The organism is Methylomonas paludis, from assembly GCF_018734325.1.
In the GTDB taxonomy this organism is placed as follows: Bacteria; Pseudomonadota; Gammaproteobacteria; order Methylococcales; family Methylomonadaceae; genus Methylomonas; species Methylomonas paludis.
This window is the reverse complement of record NZ_CP073754.1, coordinates 1,267,818-1,288,580: the sequence shown is the minus strand read 5'-3', so window position 1 is coordinate 1,288,580 and position 20,763 is coordinate 1,267,818. Positions and strand designations below refer to the sequence as shown.

The 20,763-nt window shown below is 50.2% G+C and carries 18 protein-coding genes; 8 read left to right on the top strand and 10 right to left on the bottom strand.

All coding sequences use genetic code 11. The features are described from left to right. Nucleotides 1-18 precede the first annotated feature (18 nt). The 3 genes from KEF85_RS05905 to KEF85_RS05895 all read right to left on the bottom strand — a co-directional run bounded on the left by KEF85_RS05905 (nucleotide 19) and on the right by KEF85_RS05895 (nucleotide 2,430). Nucleotides 19-1,245 carry a major capsid protein gene (locus KEF85_RS05905; protein ID WP_215583962.1) on the bottom strand — a complete coding sequence of 409 codons (1,227 nt, stop codon included), beginning with the start codon at nucleotides 1,243-1,245 and terminating at the stop codon, nucleotides 19-21. 227 nt (nucleotides 1,246-1,472) lie between these two features. After that, on the bottom strand, nucleotides 1,473-2,147 hold the full coding sequence (locus KEF85_RS05900) for a hypothetical protein (RefSeq protein ID WP_215583960.1): 675 nt from the start codon (nucleotides 2,145-2,147) through the stop codon (nucleotides 1,473-1,475). Then, nucleotides 2,128-2,430 (bottom strand): Bbp19 family protein, encoded by a 303-nt coding sequence (locus KEF85_RS05895; protein WP_215583958.1) that lies wholly within the window; start codon nucleotides 2,428-2,430, stop codon nucleotides 2,128-2,130. Before KEF85_RS05895 ends, KEF85_RS05900 begins: the two co-directional genes overlap by 20 nt. 294 nt (nucleotides 2,431-2,724) lie before the next feature. On the opposite strand from KEF85_RS05895, the gene KEF85_RS05890 reads away from it, so the two are divergent. Further along, the gene (locus tag KEF85_RS05890) at nucleotides 2,725-3,771 is read left to right on the top strand and encodes an acyltransferase family protein (RefSeq protein WP_215583956.1); all 1,047 of its coding nucleotides are present in this window, start codon (nucleotides 2,725-2,727) and stop codon (nucleotides 3,769-3,771) included. 381 nt (nucleotides 3,772-4,152) lie between these two features. Beyond that, nucleotides 4,153-5,340, top strand: a complete 1,188-nt coding sequence (locus tag KEF85_RS05885) for a glycosyltransferase family 4 protein (RefSeq protein WP_215582529.1) — start codon at nucleotides 4,153-4,155, stop codon at nucleotides 5,338-5,340. A 50-nt stretch (nucleotides 5,341-5,390) separates the two neighbouring features. Here the strand turns inward: KEF85_RS05885 and KEF85_RS05880 are convergent, their stop codons facing one another. The 3 genes from KEF85_RS05880 to hpnA all read right to left on the bottom strand — a co-directional run bounded on the left by KEF85_RS05880 (nucleotide 5,391) and on the right by hpnA (nucleotide 7,326). After that, nucleotides 5,391-5,897 carry a type II toxin-antitoxin system YhaV family toxin gene (locus tag KEF85_RS05880; protein WP_215583954.1) on the bottom strand — a complete coding sequence of 169 codons (507 nt, stop codon included), beginning with the start codon at nucleotides 5,895-5,897 and terminating at the stop codon, nucleotides 5,391-5,393. Continuing rightward, nucleotides 5,894-6,223: a type II toxin-antitoxin system PrlF family antitoxin gene (locus tag KEF85_RS05875; protein WP_215583952.1), complete on the bottom strand. Its 330-nt coding sequence runs from the start codon at nucleotides 6,221-6,223 to the stop codon at nucleotides 5,894-5,896. The genes KEF85_RS05880 and KEF85_RS05875 overlap by 4 nt, the downstream gene beginning before the upstream one ends. Nucleotides 6,224-6,333: 110 nt before the next feature. Next, complete coding sequence (hpnA, locus tag KEF85_RS05870) at nucleotides 6,334-7,326, bottom strand: hopanoid-associated sugar epimerase (RefSeq protein WP_215583949.1); 993 nt, start codon at nucleotides 7,324-7,326, stop codon at nucleotides 6,334-6,336. 940 nt (nucleotides 7,327-8,266) lie between these two features. Between hpnA and KEF85_RS05865 the strand changes: the two genes are divergently transcribed. The 3 genes from KEF85_RS05865 to KEF85_RS05855 all read left to right on the top strand — a co-directional run bounded on the left by KEF85_RS05865 (nucleotide 8,267) and on the right by KEF85_RS05855 (nucleotide 10,573). Beyond that, complete coding sequence (locus tag KEF85_RS05865; RefSeq protein ID WP_215583947.1) at nucleotides 8,267-9,724, top strand: hypothetical protein; 1,458 nt, start codon at nucleotides 8,267-8,269, stop codon at nucleotides 9,722-9,724. 103 nt (nucleotides 9,725-9,827) lie between these two features. Next, a complete protein-coding gene (locus KEF85_RS05860) occupies nucleotides 9,828-10,223 on the top strand; it encodes a c-type cytochrome (protein ID WP_215583945.1) in 396 nt (131 codons plus the stop codon). A gap of 8 nt (nucleotides 10,224-10,231) precedes the next feature. Beyond that, nucleotides 10,232-10,573, top strand: coding sequence for a c-type cytochrome (locus KEF85_RS05855; RefSeq protein ID WP_215583943.1), 342 nt, complete (start codon nucleotides 10,232-10,234; stop codon nucleotides 10,571-10,573). A 143-nt stretch (nucleotides 10,574-10,716) separates the two neighbouring features. On the opposite strand, the gene KEF85_RS05850 is transcribed toward KEF85_RS05855, so the two are convergent. Next, nucleotides 10,717-11,007, bottom strand: coding sequence for a prevent-host-death protein (locus KEF85_RS05850; protein ID WP_215583935.1), 291 nt, complete (start codon nucleotides 11,005-11,007; stop codon nucleotides 10,717-10,719). 379 nt (nucleotides 11,008-11,386) lie between these two features. Then, a complete protein-coding gene (locus KEF85_RS05845) occupies nucleotides 11,387-12,763 on the bottom strand; it encodes a peptide MFS transporter (protein ID WP_215583933.1) in 1,377 nt (458 codons plus the stop codon). Nucleotides 12,764-13,294: 531 nt separating this feature from the next. Here KEF85_RS05845 and KEF85_RS05840 point away from each other — a divergent pair. Then, a complete protein-coding gene (locus tag KEF85_RS05840) occupies nucleotides 13,295-13,513 on the top strand; it encodes a hypothetical protein (RefSeq protein WP_215583931.1) in 219 nt (72 codons plus the stop codon). Nucleotides 13,514-13,616: 103 nt separating this feature from the next. Here KEF85_RS05840 and KEF85_RS05835 read toward each other — a convergent pair whose 3' ends face one another. Next, nucleotides 13,617-13,778 (bottom strand): hypothetical protein, encoded by a 162-nt coding sequence (locus tag KEF85_RS05835; RefSeq protein WP_215583929.1) that lies wholly within the window; start codon nucleotides 13,776-13,778, stop codon nucleotides 13,617-13,619. Nucleotides 13,779-14,810: 1,032 nt separating this feature from the next. Here KEF85_RS05835 and KEF85_RS05830 point away from each other — a divergent pair. Continuing rightward, nucleotides 14,811-14,951, top strand: a complete 141-nt coding sequence (locus tag KEF85_RS05830; protein WP_215583926.1) for a hypothetical protein — start codon at nucleotides 14,811-14,813, stop codon at nucleotides 14,949-14,951. Further along, nucleotides 14,951-16,606: a portal protein gene (locus KEF85_RS05825; protein WP_215583924.1), complete on the top strand. Its 1,656-nt coding sequence runs from the start codon at nucleotides 14,951-14,953 to the stop codon at nucleotides 16,604-16,606. Before KEF85_RS05830 ends, KEF85_RS05825 begins: the two co-directional genes overlap by 1 nt. 975 nt (nucleotides 16,607-17,581) lie before the next feature. On the opposite strand, the gene KEF85_RS05820 is transcribed toward KEF85_RS05825, so the two are convergent. After that, on the bottom strand, nucleotides 17,582-20,686 hold the full coding sequence (locus tag KEF85_RS05820; RefSeq protein ID WP_215583922.1) for an efflux RND transporter permease subunit: 3,105 nt from the start codon (nucleotides 20,684-20,686) through the stop codon (nucleotides 17,582-17,584). Between the last annotated feature and the right edge of the window lie 77 nt (nucleotides 20,687-20,763).

The following is a 20,763-nucleotide window of genomic DNA, read 5'->3' as shown; positions in this document are numbered from 1 at the left end:
TTAATAAAACCAAAGCCCTTACGAGCTGCTCGTCACCTGCGATTCCGTATTCAAAATCGCATCCACCTTACGCAACGGCACACCCATAAAACTGGTCCAGCGCTGCGGCGTACCAAACTGACTCAAAGCCGGCTCAATCGCCAAAGCCATATTGCTCTTATTCAAAGCCTGCAAACGCAGCATCGAAAAAAGGGTCCGGTTCATATAAAACGCCGCCCGGCCCATATTCAAATTCGGCACCCTATCCAAAGCCCGCGACATCAAACTCAACAAATCAGCCGTCACCGGCGGATTATTGCCCGGTGTCACCTGAATATTGGCAATCCGCACCACATAGCGCCAATCTTTCACACACAACCCATTCTTCCACTGATAATGGGTTTGAAAAGCCTGATAACGATTCTGATTAGAATCATAAGTCGTCACCTCGCCCTGATCGTCATGGATCAAACCGGCCTTGGAACCCTTAGGGAACGGACAAAACGCCGTATTCTCACCCCACACCACCAGCCAGATCGAAGTATTCGTACTACCCGTACCCCCCGCATCCATAATATTCGCCGCATTACCCGCCGCCAGATTATTAAAGCGTGGCGTCAAACCCATAAACTGCCGGGCATCCGTAGCCGGATTGCCATAAAACAAAGTCTTGGCCTGAGTCTGATTCATCGCCTCCAGAAACAGCTGATCTTCCTGCAAACGAAACGCCGCCGTATTGCCATTCAACAGAGCCAGATCCTTATCCACCACCGCATAAGCCTCCAGCATGCCAATGGCTTCATCCACCTGGGCAAACGTCGCCTTACTAGACGGCACCCCAAGGTTATAGGAGCGCCAATACACCGCCGGCAAACCTGTCGCCACCGTCACCCGATGCCCGGTCGGCAAATTACCCTCCATAAACACCGCATCCTCCAACACCTCATTGGTCTGCGACAGCAAATTAGCCACAATCGCCACCTTGCCATCCGGGTCCTGCAACTTGGCCCATTCCGCCAACGTCATCGCATTACTCGACTGCGCCGTCGTAGTACCCGCCAAACCAAACCCAAACAGCAAACCAGCCTGATCCGGCGATACACTGGCCAAATGGTCATGCAGATAAAGCACACCCGCAACAAAACCATTGCCCAAAAACGCCGTCAATGGTAATGCCTGCATAACCTCGGCAACGGCTGGCACCGCCACCAAACAAGCCCACAAGCCCAACACCAAACTCAACTTAAAACCCCATGTCCTCAACATACCCTGCTCCCCACTCATAAAAAAACACCCACCAAATCAACCCAAAATCAAAAAAACGTAGCCTGGATGCAGCGCAGCGGAATCCGGGAACACCTCCAGAAGCTCATGCCACACCACATACCCCCAACCCAAATTAAACCCGCAACATCCCTGTCACTTGCTGCTGACGGCACCTATGCAGCCAATAGTTGCTATGTCACCCAAACAGTCGCCGCCTAACCGTAAAACTACGCCTGATCCGGATACAAAGCCTGCGCCACACTACGCCCGGCCCCCGCCGGCTTGGTACCACCCGGCAACAAACTATCTTCAGAAATCAGTTTCCCGGCCTTATAAAACGCCCGCACCATATCCGGATGATTACCCAGCCCGGTACTATCCAGCAGCGCCTTCAACTCTGGAGACACAAAGGCATTGACCGCCCGCAAGGCCACTGCCAGATTTTCCGCCAGCTTATCCCCGCCCAATTCCTTATCCGCTTTCACCGCTGCCAACCAAGTGGTTTTCTGCACTTCAAGCGCCGCCTGCTGGGCCTGCACAAGCGTCTGCACCTGCTTAACACCCAAGTCAGCCAACTGCTGCGCCTGCTGCTGATTCAGACCCAGGGCTTTAGCGGTATCTTTAAATTCGTTAAGCAGAGGTTGATTGATGCTAAGACCTTCCGGAAAACTGAAGTCGCTATATTCCGGTTCAGATTTTTGAGCAGGGGGTTGGCTGGCATCAGCTCCGGCTTCCAGTTCAGTAAGCTGAATCGATGGTGTAGAATCGGAATGTGGAATGGTTTCAGCGGAACTGCTTTGATTAGTGATCGCCTGATCAGACGGAAACGTTTGACTAGTGTCTGCCGCATTCAAGTTCGTAGCGGCTGCGCTGTTTGCGGTATCATTGTTTATCTGCACCATGCCTACCCTCTTTTAATAATTGGAGATACTGATCGGGAAAGTCGGCAAATAAACCTTGCAGCCATAAGCCCAAAGAACGCCTGCCTTCCCGATATGCCATCACCAGTTCATCACTGGCAAACGAACCCTGATGCACTCCGCTTTCCGCCAGCAAACGCCACACAAAGCGCCGGCCTTCGGCTGTGGCAATCACCGCCTTAAAATCGGCTTTTGCCAACAACTCGCGGCGTAAGCGATTTTCATCGGCAAGTCTGGCATCACTATCGGCATCAGATGTGTTCATGGATGTAGATTAAGGATAAGTGACTAAATCATCCGCACACCACGAACAAGATCAGTCGACTAAGATTTGAATAACAGGAAATTAAATGAAATACAGAAAAACAGGAGATTGATTTATTGATACGAAATAATGAACTTTAGATTTTGCCAAGAATAAGCAGCAAACATCATAATTATTTAAAATAGCAAAAAATTTTAATCAAAAAAACTAGACATATAAAATACCAATGTTATAAAATAATATAAACTAAAAACCACCTAAAAAATATTTTAAATAAAAATACTCCAACACATCATGAAAAATAATAGATTCGTTTTTTTAGACGGGATAAGGGGTATTGCATCGTTATTTGTTCTTACACGCCACACTAATAGCTTTTGGAACCTAGAAATACATAGATGCTATCTTGCAGTTGATATTTTTTTTATTTTGAGTGGATACGTTATTGCACACGCATACGACAAAAAGATAATCACAAAAAGTATAGAAAAAAAAGATTTTATATTAATTAGATTAATAAGACTTTATCCAGTTTTCTTACTCTCATTAGTTGGCTGTATTGCTGTTTTAATTCAAACTGGAACAGCATTCGATAGTGAAAACATTAAAAATACATTTGCAGTTATCGCGTTAACTTCTATTTTTATACCACTACACTTTCATGGTGAAAAAGCTCTATTCCCGCTTAACGGGCCGTACTGGTCGCTTTTTTATGAGCTTGTTGGAAATTTAATTTATGTAATTATTAGACCAGTGTTAACCAACATTATCTTATTATTGATTGTTGTGATCTCTGGCGTACTTCTAGCTATAGTTTCATACGCACACCAGAATTTAGATGCTGGTTTCTTTTTCAGTACAAAATCATTTATTGCCGGATTCACAAGATCAATTTTTGGAATCTTTGCCGGCATTTTGTTACATAGACATCATGAGTTACTTCAAAAAAGCTTTCTTAAAAACATATCCCCTTGGGTTTCAATATTTATCGTTACAATAACCTTATTGATTCCTAATGCAAACCACTTTAACTGGATAATTGATCTGGGCGTAGTTATTTTTATTTACCCAATTTGCGTCATCATTGGATCTAACAATGCCGCCACAAGATTTGAATGGTTTCTCCTTGCACTAGGCTCTGCCAGCTACCCAATCTATGTATTGCATAAACCTTTTGGCGACTTTATTTCTAATTTGGTACATGAAAATGAGAGACTATACAGCCCTTACAGCGGAATATTACTTACTATAATTCTAATTTTAACTTCAATGTTAATTGAAAAGTATTATGACATTCCTCTTCGCAAAAAAATCAATCAAATACGGCTAAAATACAAATAACACACTCATATACTTCTGTAGGCTTCATTCCAGCCATATGAAAACAATCAGCCCCTAAACGCATTTGATGACGATAGCATTCCAACTGAATCACAATGCCATTGACAACCGGCCATCTTTGCCAAGCCGCTTCTGCCAGTTTTGGCAAAACCGGCCTGGCAAACCCTGTCAGGATGGGGTCTTGAGTTGCAGCTACCTTTATTTTGCACAAATAAGTCAATTAATTTCATATAGTTATCTCAATACAAAATAATTATTTACTTTTCGATAATTCTGGCATGCTAAGTGCTTTTATGTAGTCATTACAAACGGATGACAAAACACAGGATGTGTTTATCCGACCCAACATAACTATAAAAACTTTTTGACCAGGAATTATTTATGAAACGCCCTTTATCTGTGATGATGCTTGGATTGCGCGGTTTACCTAATGTACAAGGTGGCATTGAGGCCCATGTGCAAAATTTGGCCACTTATTTGCAAGACTTGGACTGCCGGGTAGATGTGATTGTGCGCGCTCCGTATCAACCAGTTGAGCATCGTAAAGTATGGAACGGTATCCGTATCCACAGTTTGTGGTCGCCTGTGTCTAAATCTTTGGAAGCCATTACTCACACGGCGGTTGGCGTTTTGTATGCGGCCATTAAACGCCCTGACATTTTGCATATTCATGCGGTTGGCCCTTCTTTGATGGTGCCTTTGGCGCGTTTATTGGGTTTGAAAGTGGTGGTGACTCACCACGGTCAGGATTATGATCGCCAAAAATGGGGCAAAATGGCTAAGTTCATGCTGAAAACCGGTGAGTATTTTGGCATGAAAATGTCTAATGGCCGGATTGTGATTTCTGAAGTATTACAAAATCTGGTCAGAAATGAGTACGGCAAACGCTCAACTTTGATTCCTAATGGGGTGGTGATGCCGGCTTTGACCGAGAGCGCGGCTACTTTGGAAAAATTTGGTTTGACTGCCGGTAAATATATTTTGACTGTGAGCCGTTTGGTTCCGGAAAAACGTCATCTGGATTTGATTGAGGCGTTTAAACAAGGCCGTTTGCCGGGCTGGAAATTGGTGATTGTGGGTGGTTCTGATCATCCTGATGCTTATACTGATGCGGTGCATGCTGCGGCTGCCAGCCACGAAGATGTGGTGATGACCGGTTTTCAAAGCGGTTTGGCTTTAAAAGAGTTGTTTACTCATGCCGGTATGTTTGTGTTGCCTTCTTCTCATGAAGGTTTGCCGATTGCGATGTTGGAAGCTTTATCTTTTGGTTTGCCAGTGATTGCCAGCGACATTCCGGCCAATTTGGAAGTGGGTATTGCGGCAAATCATTATTTTAAAATGGGTGATGTCAATGCGTTGACCGCTCGTTTGGAACAGTTTGCTGCGACAACTCAGGATTCTGCGGCTAAAACCGAATTACGGGCCTGGGTTGATAACAAATATAACTGGGAAGATATTGCTGAAAAAACCTTGGGTGTGTATTTGAAAGTGGCCGGCAATAATAATCTGGCTCGCCAATATGCTCTGCCAAGATTTGAACTGAAAAATAACTTTGAATTGATGGTTTAAATCTGGGGGATTCTATTAAGCTCACAGATCAGCCATTTCTAACCTTATTTTCACAAGGTCGTTTTGGGATAGGCTGCTGGCAAACTTATTGTGTCTGCACTGGCTTCCGCCAGCAACTGATCCCAGTTATCCGGCGGATGTCCATTTGCCAGCATTTTGCGAAAAACCCGATACGCATCATCGCCGCTTTCATAGGCGCGTTTGCTGTCGTCATCGTTAACCCAGGCAAATACGATCACCTTGCTTGATGCATGGTAGCGGAAAAATAGCCGGTATTGCTGAAAAAACTTGGCTCGAAACCAGTGTTTATATTCCTCTCCCAAGGCACTACCTTGCCGGTATTCCGGTCTGGCTGGATCTAGCGGAATGATTTCGAAAGCCAGTTTGGCGATGGCCGCCAAGCGTTTACTGGCGTTTTTCTTTATGTAACCAGCAGGATCTTTCTGTTTAAGCGTTTCTACCTGCACAGTTAGTATTTCAAGTTGAGCCAGAAAAAGCGGATGAGCAAAAATAGTCCAGCGGTGGATGACCAAAGGAGAGCCGTTATTTCGGCTCATTCATTATCCGCCTGTAATGGCGCATCCAAATCAAGGTCAATATCTTTAGTGAGTGACTGTAGACGCTGAACAAAGCCGCCATCCATAGTCTGGATACGATCAGGATGTTCGTTGATATCTCGCACCATAAAATTCAAAAATTGGCCAAGTACCGGATCGTCACCATCGGTAAGGTCGGCACGGGTGATAACGACTTCCCCATTCAGGCGGATGGTGTAATGAATTTTGTCCCGTTTACCCAGGTGTAACACACGCCGCACCGTTTCCGGAATCGTGGTTTGGTAGCGATCAGTTAAAGTGGATTCTACTTCTAAGGTGGTAGACATCGATATATCCGGAAATGAACACGATTTATAAATTGTAAGCTTAATAAAACAGCCGGTCAATGCAATTGCATTACTGCATATAACGAGTCAAAAAAACCAAGCCAGCCAACTTAAAAATAACCCTCGCCTCTAAACCAGCTGATGGCATCGGCTATGGCCGCATGAGCCGGTCTGGCTTGATAACCCAGTTCCCGTTCGGCTTTGGTGGAGGAGAAGTACATTTTGTTTTCTGCCATACGCAAGGCATCGGTGGTAATTCTGGGTTCGCAGCCGGTCAGGCGGGCGGCCAGTTCCATCAGCAGCGCGACTGGGTAGATGGCTTTACAGGGCAGTTTGATTTTGGGTGGATTATGCCCGTCTATTTGGGCGATGATGCCGAGGATTTCGCTGAGTGCCAGATTATCGCCCCCCAGAATATAACGTTCACCAATTTTACCGCGTTCAAAAGCCAGCCAGTGGCCCTGGGCCACATCATCCACATGGACGATATTTAAACCGGTATCCACATAAGCCGGCATCCGGCCTTTAACGGCATCGACAATAATCCGCCCGGTGGGTGTGGGTTTAACATCGCGCGGGCCAATCGGGGTGGTGGGATTTACGATCACTGCCGGCAGCTGACGCCGTTTAATTAAATCCATCACGGCTGCTTCGGCCAGATATTTGGATTGTTTATAAACGCCGATCATATCATCCAGACTGGATGGTGTCTGCTCGCTGGCAGACTGACCGGTCTTGTCAAGACCCAGCGTCGCTACCGAGCTGGTATAAACAATGCGCTGCACACCAGCCGCCTGGGCAGCCAGCATCAGATTTTGAGTACCCTGAATATTGACATCGTGCATCGCGCGGGCATCCGGCACCCACAAACGGTAATCGGCAGCCACATGAAACAGGTTATGACAACCGGCCAGCGCGTGTTGATAGGTTTCCGGTTTGAGCAGATCACCTTCGATAATGCTGACATTTAAGCCGGCCAGGTTACGGCGGTCGTTACCGGGACGTGACAAAACCCGCAGACTATGGCCTTTGTTGATTAAGGTACGCGCAACGGCTGCGCCTATAAAACCGGTCGCGCCGGTCAGAAAGGTGGTTGTGGTCATGCTTGATCAGAGATAAAAGACAGCAGTGTAATGGCGGATATTTATGGGTGATGTCTAAACAGTGACCGCCAAACCGGCTACTGGTTCCAGTGCGGCTTGCCTGACGGGAATTGTAGCCAAATAAGCCGCATTATTTGCGGCGGCTGCAAAAATTTGCCCTGCGGCATATAGCCCTGAGTAAGCGAATAAGCCGATCTATCTTGACTCACGGCGGATAAGGGGATGCAAACCAATACAAAAACAAGCAGCGCGGTAGCAAACGCGCTTGGATATCCTGACATGTTAAGTGTCCTTTGCTTGGCAAGTTAGCCCACATCCTAAGCTTAAAAGCCTTGATGATGGCTGTAATAATACCAGCATTCCCGCGGCTTTTGTAACACAAACTTAATCCGAGGGTTTTTGTCGGTATTTAATGTTGGCTGATACCCCAGATAAATCGGTATTGTCAAATCCGGCCCAGGTGAAGACGCTTTGTTTTTGGCGTTAGACCGCAGACACTGGCCTAACACACGCTGATTAATGTGTTAAATAACCTTAACTTGTTTAAATAACATAGCTTAATTAAGCTAAATAACATAGTTTAATTAAAGCCCAATCACTATCACTGTAGCGAACAAGCAAAAGTATGCAGACTAAGGCTGTATAGCGGCTTATAACTTTTTTACTTATATATCATAATATTAAAAAAATTTAATCAACCGTTAACCGGTATTTTTATCTAGTTTTCAGAATGATTCACCAAGTCTTACTAAGGGCCTTATTCCGATAATTTTGATTTAAATAACATAGTTTAATTAAATTATATCTAAGAAACTTATGATTGTCTGCTTAAGCACACAGCAGAACCAATTGAAATAAAACCATAACAGCCTGTTTTTACTGGGATTACTGGGATATTCCGACTTTAACTGGCAGTTTTGACTAGGAACTGGCGTAATAGTTGCAGACGGTATCAGCTTATTCGTACCGACCTATTTATCCGGCCATGTTTTATACTTTATTATCACTAACCCGCTTCCGCTTTTGGCTTGGGCTGTTTTGCCTGATTTTGCTGACTGCGGCCCCGCTGCAACAGGCGGCGGCCACCACCGCCTTTGCCAGACAGACCGGCGAACCCTGTGCAGCTTGCCATATGCAGGCTTACGGGCCGTGGTTAACTCAATATGGCCAAAAATTCAAGTTGGACGGTTATGTGGCCGGTCACGCCAACAAATTGCCGGATGCGATTAACCCGTTTGCGCTGGAAGTGGTGGGTTCTATCAGCAATACTCAAAAAGATGTCCCTGCCGGCCAGTATTACGACAACTCCAAACCCAACAATAATGCGGTAAACGACTGGACCGCGCTGTATTACACCGGCCGGGTTACTGAGAAAATCGGCAGTTATCTACAGCTTAATTTAAGCCCGCAAGTGGGTAAATCCGTGACGTTGGCAATGGCCGACATCCGCTTTGCCAATCATGCCAGCATTGCCGATCATCAACTGACATACGGAGTTACCGTGAACAACGGCCCCACCATGTCCGACTTCTGGATGACTTCGTTCGCCTGGATGTACCCTTATAATATGTCGGCCACCACTGTCCGGCCCAATGCCCAGCCGTATCTGCAAAACCTGATGATGGGTGCCAATACCGCCGGCGCCACTACCTATGTGATGATAGACAACCATCTATATCTGGAAGCTGGCGGCTATACCTCGCAATCACATAATATGGCCCAAGGCCTGGGTGTTTGGGCAGGAGGTTCGATGGGCGATGCCCCGCAATCCGGTTTGATAGACGGTGGAGCACCGTACTGGCGGATGTTTTTGCAGCACAGTATTGGCCCGCACACTATGATGGTGGGTACTTACGGTTTGGCATCCAAAGTTTATCCGCATTATGCCCGCAACTTCGGCACTGACACTTATGTGGAATACAATGCCGATGCCAACTATTCTTATATGTTGAATGACGACAATATGCTGATGGCCATGTTCCGCTATACCCGCGACGACATGACCATGAATGCCAGCCGGGCTTTGGGTTACTCGGCTAATGCCAAAAATCATTTAAACAGCATTATGCTGATGGGTATGTGGACTTATCAGCAAACCTATAATCTCAGCGCCGGCTGGAATGCGATGACCGGCAGTTCCGATACCCTGATGTACCCCAATGGCGATATCTCCGGCAGTGCCAATAATTCGCCGAACACTAATTATTTTATGTTCCAGCTGGATTATGTGCCGTTTGGTAAGGCGGCTGCGGTGAGCGATCCGTATTTCAATCTGCGTCTGTCCGCGCAATATCTGGCATATACTCAGTTTAACGGCGGCACCCGGAATTACGATGGCAGTGGCCGCAGCCCGGAAGCCAACAACACCTTATATTTTGTCGGCAATATGATGTTTTAAGGATGGTATTGACAACGCCGGTTAACGATGGCTGCGCCGGCACTGATGGGCGCTTAATCCAAGCGGCTGATTTTATTTACGGTTTACTACACACTCTATGTTTATGATGCAAACCAAGTTATCTGTTTTATTGCTGGTAATCACATGCTGCTTTAGCAGCATCAGTCTGGCGGCCAGCCCGTCCGGCAGCTGCCCGGTGGATCATCGCCACATGGGTCATGGTGTCAGCAACGATGATCCTGCCGATGCCGACAACGGCCAGACCGCTATCAAACAACTGGCGGAAACCCGCTGCGCCGCCTGCCACGGTCAGCAAGGCATCAGCATTGCGGATGACATTCCTAATCTGGCCGGTCAGCAACCGCTGTATCTGTGTGCGGCTCTGGAAGCCTATCGCCGCCAGTTACGCCACGCGGCACCGATGAATGAGCTCGCCGCCGGCCTCAGCGATGTGGATATCATCAATCTGTCCGAATATTACGCCCACTTGCACCACTAATTGCCGCCATGACTTCAATCCGCTTTTACCGTATTTCTAGTTTACTGCTGCTGGCCCTGGCGTTACCAGCCTGTGCCTTGCTGGATAAAAAACCGACCTCCACTGCCGACACCGCTTATTATGTGTGCGGCGGCTGCCACGGCCCAGCCAATATTAGGGTAGATTTGATGCCGCCCAATATTATTGGTCAAAAACAAACTTATCTGGCCAATAAATTGCGCGATTACCGGAGTAAAACCCGGATTGCGCCTTTCATGAACGGCGTTACCGCCAAATTGAGTGATGCAGAAATTGATGATCTGGCGGCCTATTTTGCCAAGAATGGCTTTGCGCAAGGTGTGGGACAGTAATTTTTTATCGTTTAAGTGTCAGGCTTCGACTTCGATAAAGTCTGACGCAGACTAAGCGGTGATAGGCGCCAATCCCTCGATTCCAGTACCTTGCATCGAGGCTACATTTAAACCCCTGTCAAGTTTTGTTCGGCTTGCGGAGACTAAAGATTTGATAACGTTTCACTGATCAAGCGCGTGTTTACGCTCAAATTCGCTAAAAAACGCCTCGACATCCCGACCTGTTTCATGGCTTCCAAGCCCTTGCGGATTCCTTCAATAGCTTCCAGCTTATCTACCCGCGGTTGATATGCAGCGGCATCTTGCACCACAATTTCCGCTTGACCATTTACCGTTAATATTTCCGGCAGGCCTAATTGTTTTAGACGATCAAGGTGGGTGCGGGCATTTCGCTGGAAATCGGTCAGAGAATAGATATTGTCTGTTTTAAACATAAACCACCCATCAGTTAAAAAACATTTAATTCTTTGTTAAGTAAAGCTCAGTGAAATAGCAATACATAACTTCTATCCAATAAAACAATTGCTTGGACATCTTTTGTAATTACTCAGCATCAATTGTTAACTAAGCTTTTTAAATGGATAGTTAGCTTCGAATGGTGCGCTGCCCTGCGCTTAGCAAACCCCACAACCAACTGATTATTAAGTCGATGTTAGTTACACAATATCTGAATAAACGCCTGACCGGACTATTTTTCCAGACCATAAAACTAGCCAAGGCTATTAATCCTACAAGTGCTATACTGGTTTCATGGAGCATGTCGCAATGTAATCCCGCTACTGAACGGCAATCTGGTCAAGGACGACCAACCAGCTAGCCCCTACCCACTGCCCTTTCCAGCAAAGGCCGCAAGGCAAAAATGGCCAAGCCGGTAATCCCCCCCAAGCCCGTCATCAGCAGAAAAAACTCATCCCTGGCCATTCGCTCATAAAAACTGCCCAGATAACCGGCTAAATAATTACCAAAAAACGCTGACAAAAACCACATGCCCATCGACATGCCCACCAGTTTGGGCGGCGCGGCTTTGCAGACCAGCGACAAACCCACCGGCGACAAATACAGCTCACCCAGGGTCATAATCAGGGTGGCTACGAACAGCCAGACAAAACTGATTTTCAGCGCCGGGTCGACACCGCTTACCGCTACCACCATCACCAAAAAACCCAGCCCCAATAAGACGGCACCTACCGCCATTTTACTGATACTACTCAATGCCGTACCGCGCAAAGCCTGGTGTCGCCAATAATTGTCCAGCCAGGGCGCCAGCACCATGATCATGGCCGGATTCAAGGCCTGATACCAGCTGGACGGCATCTCCCAGCCCCACAGGGTGCGTCGGGTGTGGTATTCCACAAACAATTGTATGGAATTACCCTGCTGTTCATACACTGCCCAAAACAGAATATTCAGCACAGCCAACACCAGCAAACCGGCGATGGTAAACCACTGCTGCCGGCTTAAAGGCGCAGCTTCGGGCAAGGGCTGAACTTGGTACGACACCGGCTGTGAGGCGATATGCAAATATTTGCGCCCACTCCAAAACACCAGCAAGCCGCTTAACATACCCAGCCCGGCAGCAGCAAAACCATAATGCCAGCCATACAGCTGCCCCAGAGTACCGCACACCAGCGGCGAAAAAAATGCTCCCAGATTGATGCCCATATAAAAAATGGTAAACGCCCCGTCCCGGCGCGGATCGTCCAGCGGGTACAAGCTGCCGACCTGGGTGGAGATATTGGGTTTAAAGCAGCCGTTGCCCAAGATCAGCAATAGCAACGCGGCCAGAAAACAGCTTTCCAGCATCATCAGAAAATGCCCGGCGGCCATCAACACTCCGCCCAGCAGCACGGTTTTGCGCTGGCCCAGCCATTGGTCGGCCAGCATACCGCCAAAGAACGGGGTGAAATAAACCAGCCCGGTATACAAACCATAAATTTGCGAAGCCAGCGCCTGGGCCGATAACGGCCCGAACAAACTTTCCAGACTATGCTGCAAACCGGCCAGGCCGAATACGGTTGCTTGGGTGGCCGGGGTGGCCAGCAGATATTGGCTCATATATAAAACCAGCAATGCCCGCATTCCGTAATAGGAGAAGCGTTCCCACATTTCGGTAAAAAACAGCACGAACAAGCCGGGCGGATGGCCAAAAATCAACTTATTTTTGGCGTTAGTGTCGCTGATGGTCGTCATATATTGGCTTACCGGGTTAGCTTAGACCTGATCAGCTTAAAGCGCCGGCTTTGGCAATGCAATACTGGATTATAAAAGCCGGACTCTGGCTTGGCTGAGTGTTATCAAGCAATCATGCACAACTTAGGTGCTGGTGCACCACTATTTACCAGACTGCCGGCATTTGCGAAAAACAAGTCATTGATTTTTATAGGATTATGTTCGGGCACAAAACCTGCTATAAATATCAAAGGGGTGTTATTTGATTGGTATTTGGGCGGGGGTTCAGGCCGGCTATGAGATAGCGGGTGTATGAGCCATATCAAAATCGGTAGCAGGCGGTACAACAATAACTATTATTTAGCGACCAGCCCGGTTATTAATATGGTTGACAGTGAGTGTACTGAATTTTATGACATTTTTACGCCAAATACTCTATTATCTGCACTGCATGCGGTTTTATTGCAAGTCTGCTTATTTTGTTTTAACGGCAGTATTTTTTGCCTGGACCAGCTTGTTAATTTGCAGCGGTACTTCGCTTGGGGGGTAATTATGATTTGGCTCTATCTATTTAGCGGCGGCATGGCTTTGTATATGGTGGAAACGGCGGATGTCACGCAACCGTGGCATGTTACGGCCTTGATTTCACTTTTGTTGTGCGCACTACCGGCCAGTATTGATAATCTGCTGAATGCCGAACAGCGCTTGGCTTTATTCCGGTTTTTGCGCCGATTTGGCAAGCCTTTAAATTCCAACCAAGCTAAACATTAACCGGGCGGGGTTTAACTTCCCAAAAAAAAGCCTTCAGCAAAGCTGAAGGCCGGGTAAGCAGAAAACAACTGCTTTAGGTGGGAGGTACAACATAAACCGGAAATTACGCGCTTAAACAATGTTCTAAATCCAGATTGCTTGATAAGGATGACAAGCCAAACAATACTGTGGAGACAATAAATTCGCCGGACACAAAGCCGAACACACCAGCCACAAAGCATAAGCCTGTAAAAATATCTCTGTATAAATTATTTGATTTTTTCATTTGGTTACCTTCTATCACTTTTGATTAATTCTGAACACGGTTCTTACTATATAGTATTCTCAAAGTTTTACAATAAGCCTGTTTGTAGATGATTTGTTTCGTTTTTGGAAACAATTCCTGATTGTAATCAAATTTTAGCGCGTTTGGTGGATTGACTGGTGGTTAAGCCACTCTTCTTGAGTGTTTGATTAATAGGGGGGTTGCTTGCATTGAGGCTATTGGTTGACCAACATTATTTTCCCGGCGACGCCGGAGGATTTGCCGAGTCTGGAGGCGCATGGTACGCGATTGATGCGCTTCACTGCGTTCAGCACATCCTACATTATGGCGGTTGCAATAAGATTGCTGACTTCTGTGCTTGCTCGGCGTTAGTTTGCCGGCAGCGCCGGAGGATGTGCCGAGTCTGGAGGCTCATGGTGCGTGATTGATGCGCTTCACTGCGTTCAGCACAGCCTACATTATGGCTGTCGCAATGAGCTTGCTGACTTCTGTGCTTGCTCGGCGTTACTTTGCCGGCAGCGCCGGAGGATGTGCCGAGTCTGGAGGCTCATGGTGCGTGATTGATGCGCTTCACTGCGTTCAGCACATCCTACATTATGGCTGTCGCAATGAGCTTGCTGACTTCTGTGCTTGCTCGGCGTTAGTTTGCCGGCAGCGCCGGAGGATGTGCCGAGTCTGGAGGCGCATGGTGCGCGATTGATGCGCTTCACTGCGTTCAGCACAGCCTACACTATGGCCGTTGCAATAAGCTTGCTGACTTCTGTGCTTGCTCGGCGTTAGTTTGCCGGCAGCGCCGGAGGATGTGCCGAGTCTGGAGGCTCATGGTGCGCGATTGATGCGCTTCACTGCGTTCAGCACAGCCTATGCTATGGCTGTGGTAATGAGATTGGTCGATTTCTGGTCATTGGGGTGCGGATGACTGATGCCGGGGTTTTTACACTCGCAAACTGACGTTATTTTGCGAGGTGTTTTATGTGCTTAGGTACCACTCCTGCTCCACCCCCTGCCCCACCGCCACCGCCGCAATCGCCGGTGAATCCAACCCCAGCTCAGGTACGCAGCCAGACGGCAGGGCTTTATGGTAGTCAGAATAATACGATTTTGACCGGCAGCCAGGGCGATAACAGCGCCGTGGCCGGCAAGCTGGGCCGTCAGACTTTACTGGGGCAGTGATGAGCGCTGCCAATCTGACGGATTTAAACCGGCGCTGGCAGGCGCTGAAAACCGAACGCGCCAGTTGGCAGCCGCATTGGGCGGATATCAGCCGCTATTTGCTGCCGCGCAATGGCCGTTATTTTGTCAGCGACCGCAACAAAGGCTGGCCGCGGCATAATGCCATTTACGACAGCACGGCCAGTCGCGCCTTGCGGGTGCTGGCTGCCGGCATGATGTCCGGCATGACCAGCCCGTCACGGCCCTGGTTTCGGCTGGCGGTGAGTGACCCGGCTTTATCGGCTTATCCGCCGGTGAAAACCTGGTTGTTTGCGGTGACTGCCGGTATTGAGGATGTGCTGGCGCGCAGCAATACTTATCGGGTGTTGCACGGTATTTACGAAGAACTGGGCGCTTTCGGCACGGCGGCGGCGCTGGTGGCCGATGATTATCAGCATGTGGTGCATTTGCATGCGTTTACCATAGGTGAATATGCGATTGCCACCGACTGGAAAGGCGAGGTGTGCAGCCTATACCGGGAATTTGATAAAACCGTGGCGGAACTGGTGGCGGAATTTGGCCTGGCCAACTGCTCGGAGGTGGTGAAAACCGCTTTTGCGCGCGGCAATCTGGATCAATGGGTGACGCTGCGCCATGCTATCGAACCCCGCCAGAATCGCCAGGCGCAGCAGTTGGACAATAGCCAGATGGCCTGGAAATCCTGTTATTGGGAAAGCGGGCGTAACGATGGTCAGCTGCTGCGCGAATCGGGTTATCGGAGTTTTCCCTGTCTGGTGCCGCGCTGGGCCACTCAGGGCGGCGATGTGTATGGCAATAGTCCGGGTATGGAAGCGCTGGGAGATATTAAACAATTGCAGGCCCAGCAGTTACGCAAGTCTCAAGCCATTGATTATCAGGCCAATCCGCCCTTGCAGGTACCGGCCAGTATGAAAAACCGCGAGCTTGAAATCTTTCCCGGCGGCATCAGTTATTTTGACGCCAACGGGCCGGGGGTCGGGATACGCAGCGCTTTTGAAGTGAATCTGAATCTGCAAGCGTTGTTGCTGGATATTCAGGATGTGCGCAGCCGCATCAATGCCGCATTTTATTCGGATTTGTTTATGATGCTGGCCAGCCAGGATCAGCGTATGACCGCCACCGAAGTGGCCGAACGTCATGAGGAAAAAATGCTGATGCTGGGGCCGGTGGTGGAACGGCTGAATAATGAATTGCTGGATCCCTTGATTGAAACCGTGTTCAGCCGCTTGTTGCAGGCCGGTTTATTGCCGCCGGCGCCGGTGGAGTTGCAAGGTCATGAGTTGAATATCGAGTATGTGTCGATGCTGGCCCAAGCTCAAAAAGCCGTGGCGGTGAATGATATTGACCGCTTTGTCATGAGTCTGGGCCAGGTGGCGGCGGTGCAGCCCACGGTGCTGGATAAGTTTAACGCCGACCAGTGGGCCGATAGTTATAGCGATAAACTGGGCATCGATCCGGCTTTGATCGTCTCTGGGCCGCAGTTGGCGCTGATTCGTAATCAGCGTGCCAAACAGCAGCAAATGGCGCAACAGCAGGCGGCAATGCAGCAGGGCAGTGAGACTTTGCGTAATTTGGGCCAAACCTCTACTCAGGCTGGGTCTATGGCTGGGGATTTGTTGAAGGGTAGGTCTGAGTGAGGTTTTGGCGGCCTGCCTCCTCGATTCCGCGTTGCTGCATCGAGGCTACGGGGTTTTTGTCGATCAAGGAGCGTAGCCGATGTAAGGGAGTGGAATTGAGGGATGGCAGCTTGGTTTTGGTTATTGGGTGTTGTGTTGGTTTTGGCGGCTTGCCTCCTCGATTCCGCGTTGCTGCATCGAGGCTACGGGGTTTTTGTCGATCAAGGACCGTAGCCGATGTAAGGGAGTGGAATGGAGGGATGGCAGCTTGGTTTTGGTTATTGGGTGTTGTGTTGGTTTTGGCGGCTTGCCTCCTCGATTCCGCGTTGCTGCATCGAGGCTACGGGGGGGTTTGTCGATCAAGGAGCGTAGCCTTGATGTAAGGAAGTGGAATGGAGGGATGGCAGCTTGGTTTTGGTTATTGGGTGTTGTGTTGGTTTTGGCGGTTTGCCTCCTCGATTCCGCGTTGCTGCATCGAGGCTACGGGGGGTTTTGTCGATCAAGGAGCGTAGCCTTGATGTAAGTGAGTGGAATCGAGGGGTTAAAGGTTGTGGCTTTGCCGGGTTGGCAAGCCGGTTTTATCTGATTTTGTGATTTAGCGCAAAGATTTGGTTTTATTTCGGCTTTAGAATGTGCAACGACTGGTGAGCGAGTTTACTTGTCACCAGTTGTATCCGTTGCAAGTATTATGCCCCCTCCCCGCCCCGGCTTGCCAATAAGCTGGGCAAAAAGCTCATCGGCCGGTCTACCACCCCCCTGGCGACCGGCTGGTTGGCTGTCGAAGTACTCTTTTTGAAGTTGCGGCAACCCGGAAGCCGGAAACAGGATGTTTTTAGAGCAGATTCTTAGAGAGTACTTCAACAGCCAACCGGATAGGCTGTGCCGACTTTGCAGGCGCTTGGTGCGCGATTGATGCGCTGCACTGCGTTTAGCACATCCTACGGGGTATTCGTCATAATAATATTGGGGCTGTGCCGACTCTGCACCTGCATTGCCCTATTCCGCTGGCTTGTGTTTTAACTCGGTGTCGCTTTTTTCCTGCCGAGCCAAGCCAAGGATACGGCGGGCGAGACTCAAAATGTCGTCGATAGCGGTGTAGGCTACCGGAATGACCACCAGGCTTAACGCGGTCGAAGTCAGCAAGCCGCCTATCACGGTAATCGCCATTGGCGCGCGGAAACTGGGGTCTGCACCGAGACCCATCGCAATCGGTAACATGCCGGCGCCCATCGCGATCGTCGTCATCAGGATCGGTTGCACGCGTTTACGGCAACTGTCGATCACTGCTTCCACTCGGCTCATACCTCGATCGCGGCGACCGATCATCGCATATTCGACCAGCAGTATCGAGTTTTTGGTGACAACGCCCATTAACATTAACAAGCCGATCACGCTGGGCATCGAGAAACTGCTGCCGGTAATCAGCAAGGCCAAGAAGGCCCCGCCCAGCGACAAGGGCAGCGCCCCGAGTATGGTTACCGGTTGGCTGAAGTCGCCGAACAACAATACCAACACCACATAAATGCACAACACCCCTATCGCCATCGCACCGCCGAAACTACCAAACAACTCGTTCATGCGCTGGGCATCGCCCGACTCTATGGTGTGCACCCCGGCCGGCAGGTTTTGCATGGCCGGCAATTGCTGGACTTCGGTCAACACATCGCCGACCACCCGCTCGCCCAATTCGATTTCGAAAGTGGTATTGCGCATCCGATCCAGACGGTCAATCTGTTGCAAGCCGCCGGCCAGGCGCACCTCGGCCAAGGTTGCCAGACTGACGCTACCAACGCGTCCGGCCACCCGCAGTTGGCCAATGTCCTCAAGACTGTGGCGCAAGGACTCAGCCAGCCGCACCCGAATCGGGATTTGCCTTTGCGGCAAATTCAGCTTGGCTATCACATTGGCATAATCGCCGTAACTGGCCACCCTGACCACTTCGGCCAGCGCCTCGACCGTGACGCCCAATTCCGCAGCCTTGCTGAAATCCGGGGTAATCTGAATCTCCGGACGTTGCAGGCTGGCGCTAGAGGTAATATTGCCCAAGCCGCGTACCTGGCGCAACTCGAGTTCGACCGTATCAGCGGCCCGACGTAAGGCCTGCGGATCGTCACTGGCCAGGGTGAGTTGCAGTTTCTCGCCGCTGCCGCCGCTGCCGACAGCCACTCGGACGCCGGGTAGATCGGCCAGTTTCTCGCGGATAGCCGCCTCTATCGTGGCCTGTTTATACGGGCGTTCGGCTCGGTCGCGCAGGCTCAATGTCAAGGTGGCTTTGCGGACTTCATAGTTAGTCGTCGCGGCATCCCCGCCGCCACCGCCGCTACTGGCGACACCGCCTGCCGCAAATATTTGGCTGACATCAGGTAATTTGCGTAAGCGGCGTTCGGCTTCAGCGGCGATATGGCGGGTTTGCGCCAGGGTACTGCCGGGCGGCAATTCCAAGCTTACCTGGGTTTGACTATTGTCCGCCGCCGGCACGAAGCCTTTGGGCAACAAGGGCATCAAACTCAAGGAACCCGCCACGAACAATACCACGCCGGCACCGACCGCCGGGCGATGCTCCAGACACCAAGCCACCACCTGCAGATAGGTGCGCATCACCGTGCTATCGCCGTTATCACGTTCCGGATGCGGTTTCAGCAGATAGGCCGCCATCATCGGCGTCAGCAAGCGCGCGACCAACAAGGACGCCAATACCGCCGCGGCGGCAGTCATGCCGAATTGGCGAAAGAATTTGCCCGGTATACCGCCCATGAACGCAGTCGGCAAAAACACCGCGACCAGCGTGAAGGTGGTGGCAATTACCGCAAAGCCGATCTCGTCAGCGGCATCCAGCGCCGCCTGAAACGGTGTCTTGCCCATGCGTAAATGCCGGACGATGTTTTCAATTTCGACGATGGCATCGTCCACCAAAATCCCTACTACCAAGGCCAGCGCCAGCAGCGATATGATGTTCAGGCTGAAGCCAAAATACCACATTGCCGCAAAGGTCGGCAGGATGGATAAGGGCAACGCGACCGCCGCGACCAGTGTGGCCCGCCAATCCCGCAAAAACCACCAGACCACGACCACGGCCAGGAAGGCACCTTCGTAGAGCAAATGCATGGAGCCGCTAAAATTGTCTTCGACCGGCTGAACGGTGTTGAAGGCCGCGCGAATATGTACTTGCGGATGCGCGGCGGCAAACTCGGCCAACGCGGTACGCACGGCCTCTGCAACCGTCACTTCGCTGCTGCCTTTATTGCGGACGATGTCGAAACCGATGATAGACTGGCCGTCCAGCGTGGCAAAGGTTGAGCGCTCGGCAATGGTATCGGTGACGCTGGCGATTTGATCCAGTTTGATGTGGCTGCCGTTAGCCAGCGGAATGTCCAGATTGCGCAGCTCCCCGGCGGTTGCTACCCGTCCCAGGGTGCGCACGGCTTGCACACCGCCGCCGATATCGCCGCGACCGCCGGACGCATCCTGCTGGACTTTCTTCAGTTGCGTTGCCACTTCGCTGACCAGGGCCCCCAAGCCGGCCATGCGCACCGGATCCAGATCGACCTGCACTTCGCGGTCGACGCCGCCGATGCGGGTCACCTTGCCGACCCCGGTCACCGCCAACAAACGTTTGCTGATGTCGTTATCCACGAACCACGACAACTCCCGTTCGTCCATATTGGCGGCACTAACCACGTAAGTCAGGATAGCGCTGCCCGCCGTGGTGGTCTTGGATACAATCGGTGCGGCCATCGCCGACGGCAGCTCGGCGCGAGCGCCGTCCACGGCGTTGCGCACCTGATTCAAGGCCTCTTCGGCGTTTTTGTCGATATCAAATTCGACCTTAATCGACACCGAACCATCAGTAATAGTGCTGCGCACATGTTCGACACCACCGATGGCCGCTATTTTGTCCTCGATCTTGCGCGCCACTTCGGTTTCCAATTGTGCCGGCGCCGCGCCTTCCAGGGTGGCGGCCACGTTAATGGTCGGCACTTCGATGTCCGGGAAATTTTGTATGCCCAATTGTTTAAGGCCCATGCCGCCCAGAATGGACAGCACTGCGAACAGTAACAGACTGGGTACCGGCTTGCGGATAGCCCATGCAGAAAAATTCATAGCTCGACTCCCGCGCCCGAAACCGCGTGATGCGGTAGTTTGGCGCTAATAAATGGCGATGCGTTCAGCATTACCGT